This is a genomic window from Acinetobacter sp. 1124_18A, from assembly GCF_052824995.1.
The window spans coordinates 154092-170201 of sequence record NZ_VTDF01000007.1; the positions used below are offsets into that span (position 1 = coordinate 154092).

A 16110-nucleotide genomic window follows, 5' to 3' on the forward strand; every position below is an offset into this window, starting at 1 on the left:
TGAGGAGACAGCAATGAGTAGCGGTCGTATCATTCAGATCATCGGCGCGGTTATCGACGTCGAGTTTGAGCGCAATAGCGTTCCTAAGATCTATGACGCTCTCCAAGTTGACGGTACTGAAACTACATTAGAAGTTCAGCAACAGCTTGGCGATGGTGTTGTTCGTACCATCGCAATGGGTTCTACAGAAGGTCTTAAACGTGGCCTTAACGTAACCAGCACAAATGCACCAATTTCTGTTCCAGTAGGTCCAGCTACGCTTGGTCGTATCATGGACGTTTTGGGTCGCCCAATTGATGAAGCAGGTCCTGTAGCGACTGAAGAGCGTTTGCCGATTCACCGTCAAGCACCTTCTTATGCTGAACAAGCAGCTTCTACTGATCTTTTAGAAACTGGTATTAAAGTCATCGACTTACTTTGCCCGTTTGCAAAAGGTGGTAAAGTTGGTTTGTTCGGTGGTGCTGGTGTTGGTAAAACCGTTAACATGATGGAGTTGATCAACAACATCGCTAAAGCTCACTCAGGTTTATCTGTGTTTGCTGGTGTTGGTGAGCGTACTCGTGAAGGTAACGACTTCTATCACGAAATGAAAGATTCTAACGTTCTTGACAAAGTAGCAATGGTCTACGGTCAGATGAACGAGCCACCAGGTAACCGTTTACGCGTAGCGTTAACTGGTTTGACTATGGCTGAATATTTCCGTGATCAAAAAGACGAAAATGGTAAAGGTCGTGACGTATTATTATTCGTCGACAACATCTACCGTTATACACTTGCAGGTACTGAAGTATCAGCATTGTTAGGTCGTATGCCATCTGCGGTAGGTTACCAACCTACACTTGCAGAAGAAATGGGTGTTCTTCAAGAGCGTATTACGTCTACTAAATCTGGTTCGATCACATCGATCCAAGCAGTATACGTACCTGCCGATGACTTAACAGATCCATCGCCTGCAACTACATTTGCTCACTTAGATGCAACAGTAGTATTGAGCCGTGACATCGCATCTTCTGGTATCTATCCAGCGATCGATCCACTTGACTCAACTTCACGTCAGTTAGACCCATTAGTTGTTGGTCAAGAGCATTATGAAATTGCACGTTCTGTACAGAACATTTTGCAACGTTATAAAGAGCTTAAAGACATCATCGCAATCTTGGGTATGGATGAGTTAGCTGAAGAAGATAAATTGGTTGTTTACCGTGCGCGTAAAATCCAACGTTTCTTCTCTCAACCATTCCACGTAGCTGAAGTGTTTACTGGTGCTCCTGGTAAATTAGTATCGCTTAAAGAAACGATTCGTGGCTTTAAAGGTCTATTAGCTGGTGAATACGATCACATCCCAGAACAAGCGTTCTATATGGTTGGTGGTATTGACGAAGTGATTGCTAAAGCTGAGAAACTCTAATTTAAGGAGATCATCTCATGGCGACTATGCAATGTGATGTCGTAAGTGTTAAAGAGTCTATTTACTCTGGCGCAGTAACGATGTTAATCGCGAAAGGTGCTGGTGGTGAGCTTGGTATTTTGCCAGGACACGCTCCACTCGTAACCTTACTTCAACCGGGCCCGATTCGTGTTCAGTTGGAAAATGGTACAGAAGAAATCGTCTATGTATCTGGCGGTGTTTTAGAAGTTCAACCTCATGTTGTAACGGTTCTTGCAGATACTGCAATCCGTGCAGACAATTTGGATGAAGCTGCAATTTTAGAAGCACGTAAACATGCTGAACAATTGCTTGCGAACCAAAAGAGTGATTTGGACTCTGCTGCTGCTTTGGCTGCCTTGGCAGAAACAGCTGCACAGCTTGAAACTATTCGTAAAATCAAAAACCGCGCACTTTAAGTGTTGGTTTGAGATAAAAAAAGCCACCGTAAGGTGGCTTTTTTTATGATATGTATTTTAGATTAAGAGTCAGTTTTTGAATCTGATTTTTCATCTCCAGCCATAATCATAGCTGCGAGTTTAACCATATCCATTTGAATGGTATTCAACTGTTTTTCAATTTTATCAAAATTGATTTGATCTAATTTTCCGTTTAATAACGGCATGCTAAGAGCTTGTTGATTGGCCTGTAATAAACTTTGGCGTATATTTTCAATTTCCTGACTTTTGATATCCAAGGTGAGAAGAGCTTGATTTAAACCTTGTAATTGCTGTTTTAAAGTTGCAACAGTTGTTTTTAATTCATTTTGATTTTTATCTTGAATTGCTTGTTCAACGTCAAGCTGAGTATCTTTAAGTTGTTCAACATAATCTCCAGCTTTAAGCTGTAAATTAGCTGCATCTCGAACCATATAAAAAATATTACCGCTTTTAAGTTCATTTTTGCTCTGAGCAATATCTGAATCTTGTCTTTCAGTAGCTTGATCAGATGCCTGCTCAGTTATTTCAGTATTTTCTTGTTCAGTAGCATGGTCTTGTGCCTGATCACACCCGAGTAAAAGCATGCCTGAGGCAAAAATTACAAAAGGAAGAAATGCACCCTGTAAAACTTTTTTCATAACTACAAACAACATCAAATAAAGCAAAAGGTACTATAGGCATAAAATATGGAGAAAGATTGTATTTTTGCAAACAAACAACACTTTGATCAGATAATGAAAAAGAGCGTATAAAACGCTCTTTTTCACGTTTTTAAAACATTATTTTGCTAATTCTGCTTCAACTGCTTTAACGATTTGTTCATCATCTGCAGTTATGTTTGGAGCAAAACGAGCCACTACTTCACCATTTTTATTAATCAAGAATTTTTCAAAGTTCCATAAAACTTCTGGGGCTGGATTAGTTGGAATACCTAAGCCTTCTAAACGCTCACGGAACGGACCTTCACCAGCACGTTCTGGTTGAGCGGCTGTCAAAGTTTCATAGAGTGGGTGTTTATCTTCACCTGCAACAGACACTTTAGAAAATAAAGGGAAGTGAACATCGTAATTTAATGAACAGAATTGCTGAATCTCTTCATCAGAACCTGGTTCTTGCTCTTTAAAGTTATTTGCTGGGAAACCTAAAATTTCAAGACCTTGATCTTTCTTTGCTTGATAAAGCTTTTCTAGGCCTTCGTATTGAGGAGTTAAACCACATTTAGAAGCAGTGTTTACAATAAGTAAAACCTTACCTTTGTATTGTTCAAGATCAACCGTTTCGCCTGAAATAGCTTTTACTGGAATGTGATATACAGATTGTGTCATGAGTCTTTCCTAAAGATTTTAATTGATATCAAGTAACGCATTTGTTTTAACTGCTATTGAAGGGTAGTGCAATAATATTCGTGTTCAAAAAAGAAAAAGTTTTTAAAGATAAACTAAATTCTAGTTATTTCTAATTTGTATAGGCGTTTGCCCAGTATAACGTTTAAAAAACTCGATAAAACTTGAGCTATGTTGATAACCTAAATCATATGCTAAACGCTTAATGGGTGTCCCTTGGCGAATCTGATGAATAGCATAAACAATTTTGGCTCGGTTACGCCATTCCGACAACGAAAGCTGAAGCTCTTGTTGGCTCAAACGTAATAAGTGGCGATCACTGACCGAGAAATTTTGAAGCAACTGCTGTAAAGAGTGATCAAAAAGTAATGGGTCTGAAAGTTTTTCTAAAATTGGCAATAAAACAGGATGGCGTGTTTGCGGTAAATAATGTGAATATGCGGGAGCTTGTTTTAATTGATCGAATAAAACTTGTAAAAGATGCTCTAAATATTCAAGTTTTTCGGTTTGTTTTTGCTGTTCGAGAATTTGCAAAACTAAGGTGCGCAGAAAGGGTTGAATACTAAAGCATCGACAGATATCGCCTAAAATAGAGCATAGACGAGGGTGCAATCGAATACAGATATAGTGAATTTCGTGATCGATATGAGTAGATTGATGAACGATTTGAGGCGGAATCCAAAGTCCATAGCTAGGTGGAGAAAGATATAACTGTTCTTCAATCTCTATTTCTAAAATGCCATTTAAACTGAAATTAAAATCTCCCCAGAGAGAGGCATGAGGACGAACAATATCTTCTTTTTGATATAGAAATTCATGAACTTCTATACTGTTCAATAAAGAAAATTGTTGGTCCTCATTTTTCATTTATGTGCTCTGACTCATATTTTAATTTTCACAAGTAGCTTTAGGATTATTTAAACCTTTCGCTAAGGTAAATGTACTTAGTAATGCTAGGGCAACAAAGCTTAATACACCATAAATTAAAGTATTTTCATTGAAATGATCAACCACATATCCACCTAATAATGAACCGGTCGCAATCATGACCTGAAACATACCTACAAAAAGAGGCATACCTTTTTCAACTGCGTTTGGCGCATGTACAAACATCCAAATATTTGCTGAAGTAGGGAAAGCACCAAATGCGAAGCCCCATAATGCCGTTAAGACAATAGCACCAAATTCATGAATGGCAAAAAGTGGAAATCCAAAAAATACAATTGCAAAACAAGCACTAACAAAGGCAAGAGTATATCTGACATTTAAATTACCGCTATAGCCAGCAAATGCATTTCCGAAAATACCTGCAATTCCATACAGCAATAGTAATGAACTAATCGTTGTACCGTTAAAACCTGCAATATTTTTGAAGAAAGGTGCTAAATAGCTATATGCACAAAAATGAGCAAGTCCGATCAGTAAAACAATCAACATACCACTGCGTGCTTTTGGCGTACGTAATAATGCTGGTAAGTCCCTCATATGGATTGGCGAGTCTGGAATAAGTTTAGGTAAAAAGATTAATTGTAAGATTAAAACAATTACGCCAATTCCTGCTGTAATTCCAAAAGCACTGCGCCAGCCATAAAATTCACTTAACCATGTTCCAATAGGAACCCCTAAAACTGTCGCAAAAGTTACACCTGCCATCACTACAGCGGTTGCTTTAGCGATAGGAAGATGTGAGGGAGCTAATTTCCCACTTAAAGCAATCGCTGTTGCCCAGAACCCCCCAATCGAAATTCCTAAAATTAAGCGACTGAGCAATAAAATATGAAAGTTTTCTGCAAAGGCAGTAATGGTATTGGCAATGACCATAATTGCTGTGAGTAAAATGAGTACATAACGTCGATCAAGTTGTTTCACAGATACAGGTAATAAAGGGGCGGCAATTGCTGCCATAATGCCGGGTACAGTAATAATAAGACCGGCTGTACCTACAGAAATATTTAAATCTGTTGCAACACTATTTAAAACACCAACAGGTAAAAATTCACTTGTTACTAATGCAAATGCTGCAATCGCAACGGCCAAAATGGCAAACCAGCTCCCTTGAGGGGAGGTCGTGGGTCGCGCTTTAGAGATAGAAGATTGGTCCATAAGAAATCCTGACTTGGCTAAATTTGAAGTGAAGAAAGGCAATTTTTTAATTAACTAACGATCATTATGAAAATAAAATAGTTGATAAAAAATCGAACGTCAATTAATTTAATAACGATTGTTATAAAAATAGATGTGATCTTTATGACAAATAGGCATGAAACGAATTTAGCTGTTACAGAAGACGCTCTGAAAAAAAAGCGTGGACGTCCTAAATGCTTTGATGAACAACAGGTTTTGCAAAAAGCAATGTTGCTGTTTTGGGAGCATGGTTATGAAGCAACCTCTATTAGTGATTTAACACAAGCTTTGGAAATTACAGCACCGAGCTTATATAGTGCCTTCGGCGACAAAGAAGGGTTGTTTTACAGATGCGTTGATTACTATTTAGCTCATGAAGGATGTCCGATTGACACTATATTTGTAGAAGCAAAAACTGCAAAAATTGCTGTTGAGTTATATCTTTATGACATTGTTAAAAGATTGGTTCAGCCGAATAAGCCAGCTGGTTGTATGGTGGTTGTTGCTGCTATGAATTGCTCTGATGCAACTCAAGATGTACAGCAAAACCTATTGGATAAGCGCATAAAGACAAAAGAAAAATTATTAAAACGCCTTCAGCAAGGTGTAGAGGAGGGAGATTTATCTTCTCATGCACCTTTACAGGAAATGACCGATTTTTATACCACTGTCATTCAAGGGCTGACTATTCAAGCGAGAGATGGTGCGAGTAGCGAGCAATTACATAAAGTGGTAGGTCATGCTGTGAAAGCTTGGACATTATTTTAGATTATAGATAAAGATGATGTCCTAAGTTCAATATCAATGTCGGAAATACGATATTTCAATTTATTAAGACATTCTTCAAAATGAGATCTCTTTTGTAGATGGTGTATTACTATGAGTCAGGTCATGAAATATCACAAATGGGCATTTATATTTCCCATTTTGGCAGTACTGATTTGGTCTTTGAATATTGTAGTCACCCGCTATGTCTCAGATTATATCTCTCCGGTAAGTATCAGTTTTTACCGTTGGTTAATCGCATTTATTATTTTAACCCCATTTATGTTGTTACCCGTTTGGAAACAGCGACATCTAATCAAACCATATCTGCCCAAGTTTGCAATTTTAAGTGCATTTGGAATGGTGCTTTATCAAGGACTTGCTTATACAGCTGCCCATTATACTAGTGCAACCAATATGGGAATTGTGAATGCATTTATCCCTATCTTTACGATTTTTGTCTCTCTTGCCATTTTGAAAGATGTACCTAATCGATATGCAGTTTTTGGCAGTATTTTATCTTTCGCTGGTTTGCTATATGTCATGTCCCAAGGAAATATTAGCCACTTATTAAATGGTGGTGGACATCTTGGTGATGCTTTAATGATTATTGCTGTGTTCTTTTATGCATTTTATGGGGTTTTTCTTAAAAAATGGCAGTTGCCTCTCCCAATCATGACGAGCTTATATGTCCAGATTGGTTTTTCTGTTGTGTTTCATCTGCCTTTAATTTTTTGGTTCGGACTGGATGCTTTAAATGCACAAAATGCGCCAAGTGCTATTTATGCAGGCGTATTTGCTTCACTCATTGCGCCGTTAGTTTGGATGTTAGCTGTTCAGCAACTTGGCCCGAATAGAACAAGTATTTTCATGAATCTGGTACCTGTGTTTACTGCAATTATTGCGAGTGTTTGGTTGTCTGAACAGTGGACCATTTATCACACACTAGGCGGCATGATAATTTTAACTGGTATCGTTATGGCTCAAAAGAAGGTGAACTCTAAAAAGAGTGAACTCATACAAGAACAAAACTAAAGCGGTTAAAAAAACTATGGCATATTTTGAAAAAAACTGATGAAAATATGCCATTTTTTTCTTACTTAAAGTTTTTCTATATGATTTATAAATAGTTTATAAAAAGAGATTGAAATATAAATATTAAAAAAGCCGAGTAAAAATATTAATATAATTTTAACTTTTAAAAGAAAAATCGTAAATTCCCTACACTTTTCATGCTTTTTTTAGAGAAATAAGATATTTCTCTCATTTGATCACTTACCACATAATAGCGACCACTACGAAAGACATGCTTTTTTTGCAAATTATCTTTCGTTGCAGAGATATCCAAACCCTCTGGATGCGGTATATACCCATCCTTTTTTATGCTCAGTTATCCCTATATAACTGAGCTTTTTTTTGTCTGAAATTAGGCGCGAATAATCTCTCCAGTGAGAGCATTAATAATTCTACTTGGCTGCTGACTTTGGCCTAAGTCACCATTGAGATAGTTTAATTGTGAACCAAAGTATTGGCAGGCATCTTGTAGTGAATGAGCAGGTTCTTGGCCACTTGGGTTAGCACTCGTCGAGACAATAAAACCATGAAAAGCATTGCATAATGCCACACACAAAGGATGTGTGGTCACTCGAACGGCGACAAGAGGATGTTCGCCTTTAATCCATGAAGGAATATGTTCACCAGCAGGTAATAGCCAAGTTGTGGCTCTTTCTGAAGGTTGATGATTCGTCCAACAATCAATAATTTCGTGTTGAGTCGCTTCAGGTAAAGAGGTCAACAGGTGTTCAACTTGACTAATATGACCTGCTAATAAAATGACCCCTTTTTCAATAGGTCTTTGTTTCAGCTCTAGAATTTTTTGGAAAGCTTGTTCGTTAAAAGGGTCGCAACCTAGTCCCCAAACTGCTTCGGTTGGATACGCCAAGACTTGACCTTGATGTAAACTTTCGGCTGCTTCGGTAACTGAGGTGGTAATCATGGTAATACTCTTCCTTTCAATCAGACAGAATTGCTGTTGTGCGCTCCAGTACTAAGAGCGACAACGTAAATACAGCCCTGATTGTTGCATACATAAACCAAGTAGTTCTAGTTCCATGAGTGAAGAGGTGAGTTCTGCCACAGGTTGAGAGTGGTGTATGACAAGCTGGTCAATATTTTGTCCGACCCAGTCTAAGGACTGATAAAGGTTAATTAAATGCTCAGGAATTTCTGGGGCGCAAGCAACGACTACCTCCTCAGTTGAGTTTTGTTGCTGGCTTTGCCATTGGGTTGGAAGGGCAAGGTCCTCAATAATCTGTTCAGGATGATCGACTAAAATGGCTCCTTCACGAATGAGCTGATGGCAGCCTTGATGAAACTCACTGTAAATATGGCCAGGAATGGCAAATACGGTTTTACCTTGCTCGGCAGCTTTGTTGGCCGTAATCAATGAGCCACTTTTTAAAGTCGCTTCTACCACTAATACACCTAAACTCAGACCACTGACAATTCTGTTCCTACGAGGGAAGTGCTGTTGCAAGGGCAGTGTACCGGGCAAAAACTCAGTAATGATGGCGCCATTTTGAGCCAAGATCTGTTCTGCAAGTTTTTTATTTTGAGTGGGGTAGATGCTATCTAAACCTGTTCCCATTACTGCAATCGTACGTTGATGTGCTGAAGCTCCTTGGTGAGCAGCTTCGTCAATGCCATATGCCAAGCCACTACTTACATAAAATCCTTTTTCACTTAAATAATAGGCAAAATCATAAGCAACCTGACGACCATGTGGGCTGGGTTTTCGGCTACCTACAATAGCCACTTGTGGTTGCAATAAGGCTTGAGCTTGGCCTTTGCCAAAAATGATGGGCGGATGGTCTGTATATGGTAGTAATTGCGTAGGATAGCCAGAATCATCTGAGGTTAAAATAAAGTCAGTATGTTGCTGGATCTGCTCAACCAGTTTTTCAAACTGAGCTTGACCCTGAGCAGTTTGAAATTCATCTACACGTTTTAAATGATTAGCATGTAATCCGAGATTGCGCCATTGGGACAATCCTGCAGGTTGGACTGCCTTTTCACAGCTACCAAAATAATCGATAATTTTTTTGAAACTAACTAAAGAGTGCTGCACCAAATACCACACTTTAAGCGTGTGGTAATGGTGTGAAGAAAGTTGAATAAGCATTGTAAAGAGTATATCCAGCGTTAATCATCAAAACGAGGTGGCTGAATACTTGAACCTACTTTAATAGGTAAGTCACTTTCTAATACATAGGCATAGCTAAGCTGATCAAAGGTTCTAAAAACCATCAGACTACCAATTTGTTGTCCAGGTAACTGTATTGGTTCTTTGGTTTTAGGATCTCGAATGGTTTCACCTTTTTGGGTAATATCAAAAACTTGTCCTACCTGAATCCCTTGAGCCGTACCTCGGTTTAAGGTCACCACACTATTTTTGGCAGCGCTACCAATTGAGCCCATTACACGAATGATTTTGCCCGCATCTGTAACTTGTTGGGCATCTACTGGATAAAATAAAGTAGGCAGTGTTGCTTCTTCTTCTGGCATAACCCGATCGCCACGACGTACTTCGGAATCGTAGCTATCCGTTAACTCAAGCGTTGTTATGTCTTTTTCAGAAGAGATCGCAATCCCTGAGGCAACTTGTTGCAGTTCAATACCTAGACTGTGCTTTTTACCTTTACTGTCTGTGAAATAGTAAGGTTCACCTTCACGGTAGACTGCATAACGTTGACCATTTACTAAGCCTTGTCCGCGCGCATAAATAGTTTGACCTTTTGCCGCAAGCACACGCTGATCAGCAGTTCCCACTATATAAGGGGTATGTTCAATTGCATCGGCTGGCAAAATTGTGCTGTGTTCTAACCACTGTTTGATATGTTCAAGTGGAATAACAGGCACATTGTCGTTAAGTGACTCCACACGAACTTGAGGTTGCAAGTTTGTCATTTGACCTGTGTAGCGACGAATAATGCCAACACAACCATCTCCCTCATCCTTACCTATCAATGGTCGACCAGCTAAACTGCATAACAATAATCGATCACCAGGATAAATCCAGTGTGGATTTTTGACATGCTGATTATTTGCCCAGATTTCTGGCCAGCGCCAAGGTTTACTCAAAAAATGACCAGAAATATCCCAGAGCGTATCTCCTCGTTTTACAATGTAGACATGTGGCGCATTACTTTTAAGAGAGGGTGGATTATGGTTCGGACTAGCAGCATGAACCTCTGCTACTGTACCCATTGCAACCCCTGTAAAAAGTGCGAAAGCAAGTAAATGCTTTTTTATCCCCAAAGCATGAAATTCAACCATGCCGTTAAAAACCTTTTTCATTATGATAATTCCTAAAAATTATGCGTGCAGATGCGTTATAATAGGCGGCTAACACACAATTTTTCGATGAAGTATTTCCTTCATTTGGTTTTTCAATCAATGGCATAAGTGAGGACGTCAGTATGGCCTTATTACCTATTTTAAGTTTTCCTGATCCCCGTCTTCGTACCATTGCTAAGCCTGTTGAAGAAGTTACTGATGAAATTCGTCAACTTGCAGCAGATATGCTTGAAACCATGTATGCCGCACCAGGTATTGGTTTAGCAGCTTCACAGGTGGATCGTCATATTCAGTTAATCGTTATAGATTTATCTGAAGCTAAAGATGAACCTTTGGTTTTTATTAACCCCAAAATAACTCCACTGACTGAAGAGAAGCAGCAATACGAAGAAGGCTGCTTATCAGTGCCACAAATATACGACAAAGTTGATCGCTCGTCACGTGTGAAAATTGAGGCAATTAACCTTGAAGGTCAAGCATTTGAGATAGAAGCTGATGGACTTCTCGCTGTTTGTATCCAACATGAAATGGATCACTTAAATGGCAAATTATTTGTGGATTATTTGTCGCCACTTAAACGTCAGCGTGCTCGAGAAAAAGTCGAAAAAGTTGTTCGTCAACGTGAGCGTGAAAAAGTTGCAGTAAAACGTTAAAAATTTCTATTCTTGAAACATTAATATAGTGTGGATGTGATTTTTGATTTTTCGTAGTGGTCTGTTGCTTGCATGTGCAGCAGTGTTTTTACAGGTTGCGGTATTTCTACAGCCGCTATTACCGAAGCAATATCAAATTGCTCCGGTCTGTGAAACTATTACTCGTGCTTTGCTTAAACCCAAAGCACAGATGGAAACCATGTCACATACCATGCATTCACATCATGAACATCATATTGAACAGGCACAAGCTTCTGGACAACATGACCATCATGATGCAAATCACCAGTGTCAATATTGTACCGTCTATGCCAATCTGGTTTTACCGCCTGAATTCGGCGTAAAAGAAGTTTTAGTCCGCATACAAGTTCGCTTAGTCGCTTATCAACAAGCATTTTGTCATGTTTACTTTGCGCTACAGCGACTTTTCCTACTCCCGCAAGGGCGCGCACCGCCTCTATTTGCATAAATAAAAGCAGTTTTTTGTTGGGGTCTTAACTGACTTCAATATCACTTTATTTATGTTTTAGAGCGTATAAAAATGCCACATTCTAAATTCTTATTACAACCTTTATGGGTTGCGATGCTTGCTGTCTCTCATTCGGGCCTAGTTTTTGCTGATTCTCAAAAAAATAATACCGATACAAATTCACTTCACTCTTTGGCACCTATTGTTGTTACAGCACAGCAAGGCAACGATGCAAATGGTCTGATCGTACATGCAGACCCGAAACAGCCCATTCAGCCAGTACCTGCTACAGATGGTGCAGACTATCTACAAAGTATTATGGGTTTTAACTCAATACAAAGTGGGGGAACAAATAGTGATGTGACATTCCGAGGCATGTTTGGTTCACGCATCAAAATTCTAACGGATGGTACAGAGAACTTAGGTGCCTGCCCAAACCGTATGGATGCTCCAACTTCTTATATCTCTCCAGAAAGTTATGACCGTATTTCTGTCATTAAAGGTCCGCAAACAGTTCAATATGCCAATACAGGTTCTGCCGCGACTGTTCTTTTTGAACGTCAGCCTGAGAAACTCACCTCTGAAAAACCTTATCGTGGACAAGCGAGTGTCTTATTAGGTTCCTATGGACGTATTGATCATAATGTTGAAGCAGCAATTGGCGATGAAAAGAAATATATCCGTTTAAATGCCAACCGCTCAGAGTCTAATAGTTATCAAGACGGTGATGGCAATACCGTGCCTTCAGCATGGAAAAAGTGGAATGCTGATGTAGCACTTGGCTTTACTCCAGATGAAAACACATGGATTGAAGTCACGGGTGGAAAATCTGATGGTGAGTCGCTTTATGCTGGACGTTCAATGGATGGTTCTCAGTTTGCGCGTGAAAGCTTAGGTCTGCGTTTCGAAAAGAAAAACATCACTGATGTTATTAAGAAAATTGAAGGGCAGGTGAACTACAGCTATAACGACCACGTCATGGATAATTTCAGCTTGCGTGAATTTAATCCACAAGATGGTATGTCCATGCCAATGGCATCAAATGTTGCACGCCGTACATTGAACGCACGTTTAGCGATGACTAACGAGTGGAATCAATGGAGCTTTATATCGGGTGTAGATACTCAAAATAATAAACACAGCTCACGCAGTAGTATGGGGAGTAACTACCTCAACCAGCCTCGCGTAACGGATATGATCTTTCAATCATACGGAGCTTTTGGCGAACTCGGCTATCAATGGAACGAGCTTAACAAGCTGGTCACAGGTGTGCGTTTAGATCGAGTAACAGTTGAGGACGAACGCACCAAATCAAAAGATTTTAATACGAAGCTTGAAAAGACTTTACCGAGTGCATTTTTCCGTTGGGAAAATCAACATCCTGAGCATGACCTAAAAAGCTATATTGGTTTAGGTTATGTAGAGCGTATGCCTGATTATTGGGAACTTTTCTCGCCTCAACATGGTAATGCTGGCTCAACCAATACCTTTAACGGTGTGAATCCTGAGAAAACACTACAGTTGGATCTGGGCTTTCAGCAACAACATGGCGCTTTAAATACATGGGCTTCTGCTTATGCAAGCTTAGTAAATGACTACATTTTAATGAGTTACCACCATCACCCAAGCATGGATATGGATGGACATGATATGAGCCATGGTATTACTGCTGGAGCCAAAAATGTCGATGCGACCATTGCAGGTGCAGAAGCAGGTATTGGCTATCAATTTACCGACCATATTCAGGCAGATTTAAGTGCTATGTATGCATGGGGTAAAAACACCACAGATGACAAACCTTTACCTCAAATTTCACCTTTAGAAGGTCGACTAAATATTCGCTATGTGGCTGACAAATATAATTTAGGTCTGTTGTGGCGAGCTGTTGCTGAGCAAAACCGCGTGAGTCTACATCAAGGTAACATCGTGGGATATGACCTAAAACCAAGTAAAGGGTTTTCAACTCTTTCTCTAAACGGAAGTTACAACCTTCGTAAAGATATTGATGTCTCTGTCGGCATCGATAACGTATTAGATAAGACTTATACCGAACACTTAAATAAAGCGGGTAGTGCAGGCTTTGGATTTGCGAGTGAAGAGCAGTTCAATAATATCGGAAGAAACTACTGGGTTCGTATGAGCATGAAGTTTTAATAAGCTGTAGCGAATTAAATGAACTGAAAATATTAATTGAATGAGAGAAATCAAATGACAAATAAATTATCACCTGAACAGTCTTGGTGGGGATGGAAGTTACTTATCGTGGCTTCTATCTTGAGTTTATTATTTATGATTATTTTTTACTTGGCAATCAACAATGAACCTGACTACATGCCAAGTCAAAAAAAGAAGCAGATGATGGAGTCACCCGAGCAAATGAATCACGCTGAAATGCATAGTTCATCATCTCAATAAGTTCCTAACATTTAAGAATGGAAGTCTGATATCCAGACTTCCATTCTTTATTTTTAGGTTTTAAAAATTATTGATGCATACTTGCTAAGGTTTTTGCTTTACCTTGATTCTGATAAAGACTTAGGCCAAGTTTTTGTATATTACGCCCTGATTTGGATAAGAAGTTTTCAATTTTTGGTGAAAGCTTTGCACCACTATAAAGTAATGAATTACGCAAAATCAGATAATAAGCAAACCATGAAGCTGACTGACGAGGCAATCCGAGTAATCTCATTCTTTTCTTACCAATAAAAAATTGAGTAAGTTCTAAATGTTGTCGATAAGCAAGCTTCTGCTGCAAAGAACGTAAATGCTGATATTTTCTCTCAAAAGGTTCTTTAGATAAGCTCGATCCTAATTCAATACTGCTGTGATCGGAGCGAGGGTGAGCAAACTGCATCCAGTAAAGTAAGCGCCAGCCTTGAGTTTCAGATTGAATAAGCCATTTTTCATCAATACCCATCAACCAGCCAACATAACGCCAAAAATGTAAAAAATTCTTAGTTTCCTGTTTTGTCGGCCATATTCCTAAAGCTCTAATACCGAGTAAAACCACACTACTAAACGCTAAGTTGGTCATTGCTAAATCAAACTGATTAAGAGGAATTCCCCAAACTTCGCTATCCCAACGATCAGACTTTTTTAATTGTCGGCGAACGAGTGCATGAATAAAGCGAACATAAATGGTTGAGGTAAAGCCTGAACCCAAACGAGAAAGCCCTTGAGGTTCAGTAATATCAACCCACCATTTGGTCGTCTCCGCTAAACGTGTTCCTGCTTGTTTCTTCAGTGCGCCAGTTAAAATTAAAGGTTGATTAAACCCCGGATATAAATATCCCGCCATTAAAGATAAATCTCTAAGAATAAAACCATTATTTATTCCTAAACGATGAGTAAATTTAATAGCCTCATCAATTTGATGTTGATCTAGCCATTCAGGCTTTTGTTCAATGTAATTAAAGAAATTCTCTAACTCTGTAGGTACTGGCTCAAATAGGTTATCGCGGCCTTGATATAATATCTTCTCAAAAATCATGCGATGATCTTTGGGATTTTGCATAACCCAATCAATCACCTTATCCATTTCAACGTCCCCTTCACAAAGAGCACGTTGTAAAGATACATATTCTGTATAGTTCGGTTGAGCTGGTTTTTCGCAACAGACATTTAAAAACTGCGTAAAAAAATTACTGTCTTGCATGTCATTAAAAGAAGCAAGTCGAGTTGGGCTAATCGTTTGCATATCGTTACTTACTTATTGAACTGAATAATAAATAGGCTAATATGAATAATTATTCGCATTCAATTCGCATTTAACGAATAAACAACCCATGAGAAAAGCTCCACAGCAACAGCGTTCAAAAATTATTGTTGACCATATTTTAGAGGCGACACAACACTGTATTGCCCAATATGGGTTACTACATACCACAACTCCTAAAATTGCAGAGAAATCTGGAGTAAGTGTAGGTTCGATTTACCAATACTTTGAGAATAAAGATCAAATCATAGAAGAACTATTACGCCGTAAAAGCGAACTATTAGGACATCAACTTAAAGAGCTGGTTATGCAGCAAGGAAATATTCCTTTAGACCTGCTCATCCCCTTGGCGATAGAGCTAGGGTTTAATGCATTAAAAGCCGATCATGGTTTTTTTATAGAAGTACTGAAACATTGGCATAACTATAGCCATTCGCAAGCTGCTCAGATTTTAGAAAAACATTTTTTTGAAGTCGGACTATATACATTTAGTAGAAATCCTCATCAGTGGGACTTCGAACAGGTGAAGTATAAATCCTTTGTAATTATTAATAGTACGCTTTTTACGATGATGCGATATGTGAGTCAGAACAATTTTCTTATATCAGAACAACAACTTAAGCGAGAATTGTCGAGCATGATACTGGCTTATTTAGGTCAAAAATGAATAATTAAAATAATTATTTATATAAAACAATATGTTAAATTGGTTGTTGATTTAAAAGTGAACGCTCAAGTCATAAGTTTCTAATTTTCGCTTGCAAAGGGTTTTTAATCCTCTATAATGCACATCCATCGGCGGTGATGCAGATAAGAACT

Annotated in this window: 16 protein-coding genes and 1 pseudogene; 9 read left to right on the forward strand and 8 right to left on the reverse strand. The window is 38.8% G+C overall.

The genetic code is table 11. The features are described from left to right. Nucleotides 1-13 precede the first annotated feature (13 nt). Complete coding sequence (gene atpD / locus FY048_RS14910; protein WP_003655528.1) at nt 14-1408, forward strand: F0F1 ATP synthase subunit beta; 1395 nt, start codon at nt 14-16, stop codon at nt 1406-1408. 17 nt (nt 1409-1425) lie between these two features. After that, nucleotides 1426-1845, forward strand: coding sequence for a F0F1 ATP synthase subunit epsilon (locus FY048_RS14915; RefSeq protein ID WP_016139573.1), 420 nt, complete (start codon nt 1426-1428; stop codon nt 1843-1845). Between the two features lie 62 nt (nt 1846-1907). On the opposite strand, the gene FY048_RS14920 is transcribed toward FY048_RS14915, so the two are convergent. From FY048_RS14920 to FY048_RS14935, 4 genes are all read right to left on the reverse strand, one after another. Further along, the gene (locus FY048_RS14920; RefSeq protein WP_446091651.1) at nt 1908-2504 is read right to left on the reverse strand and encodes a hypothetical protein; all 597 of its coding nucleotides are present in this window, start codon (nt 2502-2504) and stop codon (nt 1908-1910) included. A gap of 141 nt (nt 2505-2645) precedes the next feature. Continuing rightward, on the reverse strand, nt 2646-3191 hold the full coding sequence (locus FY048_RS14925; RefSeq protein WP_016139570.1) for a glutathione peroxidase: 546 nt from the start codon (nt 3189-3191) through the stop codon (nt 2646-2648). A gap of 120 nt (nt 3192-3311) precedes the next feature. After that, the gene (locus FY048_RS14930) at nt 3312-4076 is read right to left on the reverse strand and encodes an AraC family transcriptional regulator (protein ID WP_446091652.1); all 765 of its coding nucleotides are present in this window, start codon (nt 4074-4076) and stop codon (nt 3312-3314) included. 21 nt (nt 4077-4097) lie between these two features. Next, nucleotides 4098-5312 carry an MFS transporter gene (locus FY048_RS14935; protein ID WP_016139568.1) on the reverse strand — a complete coding sequence of 405 codons (1215 nt, stop codon included), beginning with the start codon at nt 5310-5312 and terminating at the stop codon, nt 4098-4100. Nucleotides 5313-5447: 135 nt separating this feature from the next. On the opposite strand from FY048_RS14935, the gene FY048_RS14940 reads away from it, so the two are divergent. Then, nucleotides 5448-6101 carry a TetR/AcrR family transcriptional regulator gene (locus FY048_RS14940; protein ID WP_446091653.1) on the forward strand — a complete coding sequence of 218 codons (654 nt, stop codon included), beginning with the start codon at nt 5448-5450 and terminating at the stop codon, nt 6099-6101. Between the two features lie 111 nt (nt 6102-6212). Then, nucleotides 6213-7133, forward strand: coding sequence for a DMT family transporter (locus FY048_RS14945; protein ID WP_446091654.1), 921 nt, complete (start codon nt 6213-6215; stop codon nt 7131-7133). Between the two features lie 391 nt (nt 7134-7524). Here the strand turns inward: FY048_RS14945 and FY048_RS14950 are convergent, their stop codons facing one another. From FY048_RS14950 to FY048_RS14960, 3 genes are read right to left on the reverse strand one after another with little or no spacing between them, the layout of a single operon-like run. Further along, nucleotides 7525-8094, reverse strand: a complete 570-nt coding sequence (locus tag FY048_RS14950) for an L-threonylcarbamoyladenylate synthase (protein WP_016139565.1) — start codon at nt 8092-8094, stop codon at nt 7525-7527. Nucleotides 8095-8145: 51 nt separating this feature from the next. Then, on the reverse strand, nt 8146-9279 hold the full coding sequence (gene dprA / locus FY048_RS14955; RefSeq protein ID WP_446091655.1) for a DNA-processing protein DprA: 1134 nt from the start codon (nt 9277-9279) through the stop codon (nt 8146-8148). Between the two features lie 20 nt (nt 9280-9299). Further along, nucleotides 9300-10454, reverse strand: coding sequence for a LysM peptidoglycan-binding domain-containing protein (locus FY048_RS14960; RefSeq protein ID WP_446091656.1), 1155 nt, complete (start codon nt 10452-10454; stop codon nt 9300-9302). A 122-nt stretch (nt 10455-10576) separates the two neighbouring features. Here FY048_RS14960 and def point away from each other — a divergent pair, with 122 nt between their 5' ends. The 4 genes from def (at nt 10577) to FY048_RS14980 (ending at nt 13991) form a co-directional block, all read left to right on the forward strand. Then, a complete protein-coding gene (gene def / locus FY048_RS14965) occupies nt 10577-11107 on the forward strand; it encodes a peptide deformylase (protein WP_446091657.1) in 531 nt (176 codons plus the stop codon). Nucleotides 11108-11150: 43 nt separating this feature from the next. After that, nucleotides 11151-11576 carry a DUF2946 family protein gene (locus tag FY048_RS14970; protein WP_446091658.1) on the forward strand — a complete coding sequence of 142 codons (426 nt, stop codon included), beginning with the start codon at nt 11151-11153 and terminating at the stop codon, nt 11574-11576. 72 nt (nt 11577-11648) lie between these two features. Next, nucleotides 11649-13730, forward strand: coding sequence for a TonB-dependent copper receptor (locus tag FY048_RS14975; protein ID WP_446091659.1), 2082 nt, complete (start codon nt 11649-11651; stop codon nt 13728-13730). A 54-nt stretch (nt 13731-13784) separates the two neighbouring features. Continuing rightward, nucleotides 13785-13991 (forward strand): hypothetical protein, encoded by a 207-nt coding sequence (locus FY048_RS14980; RefSeq protein ID WP_446091660.1) that lies wholly within the window; start codon nt 13785-13787, stop codon nt 13989-13991. 67 nt (nt 13992-14058) lie between these two features. On the opposite strand, the gene FY048_RS14985 is transcribed toward FY048_RS14980, so the two are convergent. Then, a complete protein-coding gene (locus FY048_RS14985) occupies nt 14059-15273 on the reverse strand; it encodes an oxygenase MpaB family protein (RefSeq protein WP_446091661.1) in 1215 nt (404 codons plus the stop codon). Between the two features lie 88 nt (nt 15274-15361). On the opposite strand from FY048_RS14985, the pseudogene FY048_RS14990 reads away from it, so the two are divergent. Next, nucleotides 15362-15932 (forward strand): annotated as a pseudogene (locus FY048_RS14990) (TetR/AcrR family transcriptional regulator). Nucleotides 15933-16110: the final 178 nt, after the last annotated feature.

Bases quoted from the DNA above. Each gene is read 5' to 3' on its own strand.
- atpD (WP_003655528.1), top strand. From the start codon at position 14: ATGAGTAGCGGTCGTATCATTCAGATCATCGGCGCGGTTATCGACGTC.
- FY048_RS14915 (WP_016139573.1), top strand. From the start codon at position 1,426: ATGGCGACTATGCAATGTGATGTCGTAAGTGTTAAAGAGTCTATTTAC.
- FY048_RS14920 (WP_446091651.1), bottom strand. From the start codon at position 2,504: ATGAAAAAAGTTTTACAGGGTGCATTTCTTCCTTTTGTAATTTTTGCC.
- FY048_RS14925 (WP_016139570.1), bottom strand. From the start codon at position 3,191: ATGACACAATCTGTATATCACATTCCAGTAAAAGCTATTTCAGGCGAA.
- FY048_RS14930 (WP_446091652.1), bottom strand. From the start codon at position 4,076: ATGAAAAATGAGGACCAACAATTTTCTTTATTGAACAGTATAGAAGTT.
- FY048_RS14935 (WP_016139568.1), bottom strand. From the start codon at position 5,312: ATGGACCAATCTTCTATCTCTAAAGCGCGACCCACGACCTCCCCTCAA.
- FY048_RS14945 (WP_446091654.1), top strand. From the start codon at position 6,213: ATGAGTCAGGTCATGAAATATCACAAATGGGCATTTATATTTCCCATT.
- FY048_RS14950 (WP_016139565.1), bottom strand. From the start codon at position 8,094: ATGATTACCACCTCAGTTACCGAAGCAGCCGAAAGTTTACATCAAGGT.
- dprA (WP_446091655.1), bottom strand. From the start codon at position 9,279: ATGCTTATTCAACTTTCTTCACACCATTACCACACGCTTAAAGTGTGG.
- FY048_RS14960 (WP_446091656.1), bottom strand. From the start codon at position 10,454: ATGAAAAAGGTTTTTAACGGCATGGTTGAATTTCATGCTTTGGGGATA.
- def (WP_446091657.1), top strand. From the start codon at position 10,577: ATGGCCTTATTACCTATTTTAAGTTTTCCTGATCCCCGTCTTCGTACC.
- FY048_RS14975 (WP_446091659.1), top strand. From the start codon at position 11,649: ATGCCACATTCTAAATTCTTATTACAACCTTTATGGGTTGCGATGCTT.
- FY048_RS14980 (WP_446091660.1), top strand. From the start codon at position 13,785: ATGACAAATAAATTATCACCTGAACAGTCTTGGTGGGGATGGAAGTTA.
- FY048_RS14985 (WP_446091661.1), bottom strand. From the start codon at position 15,273: ATGCAAACGATTAGCCCAACTCGACTTGCTTCTTTTAATGACATGCAA.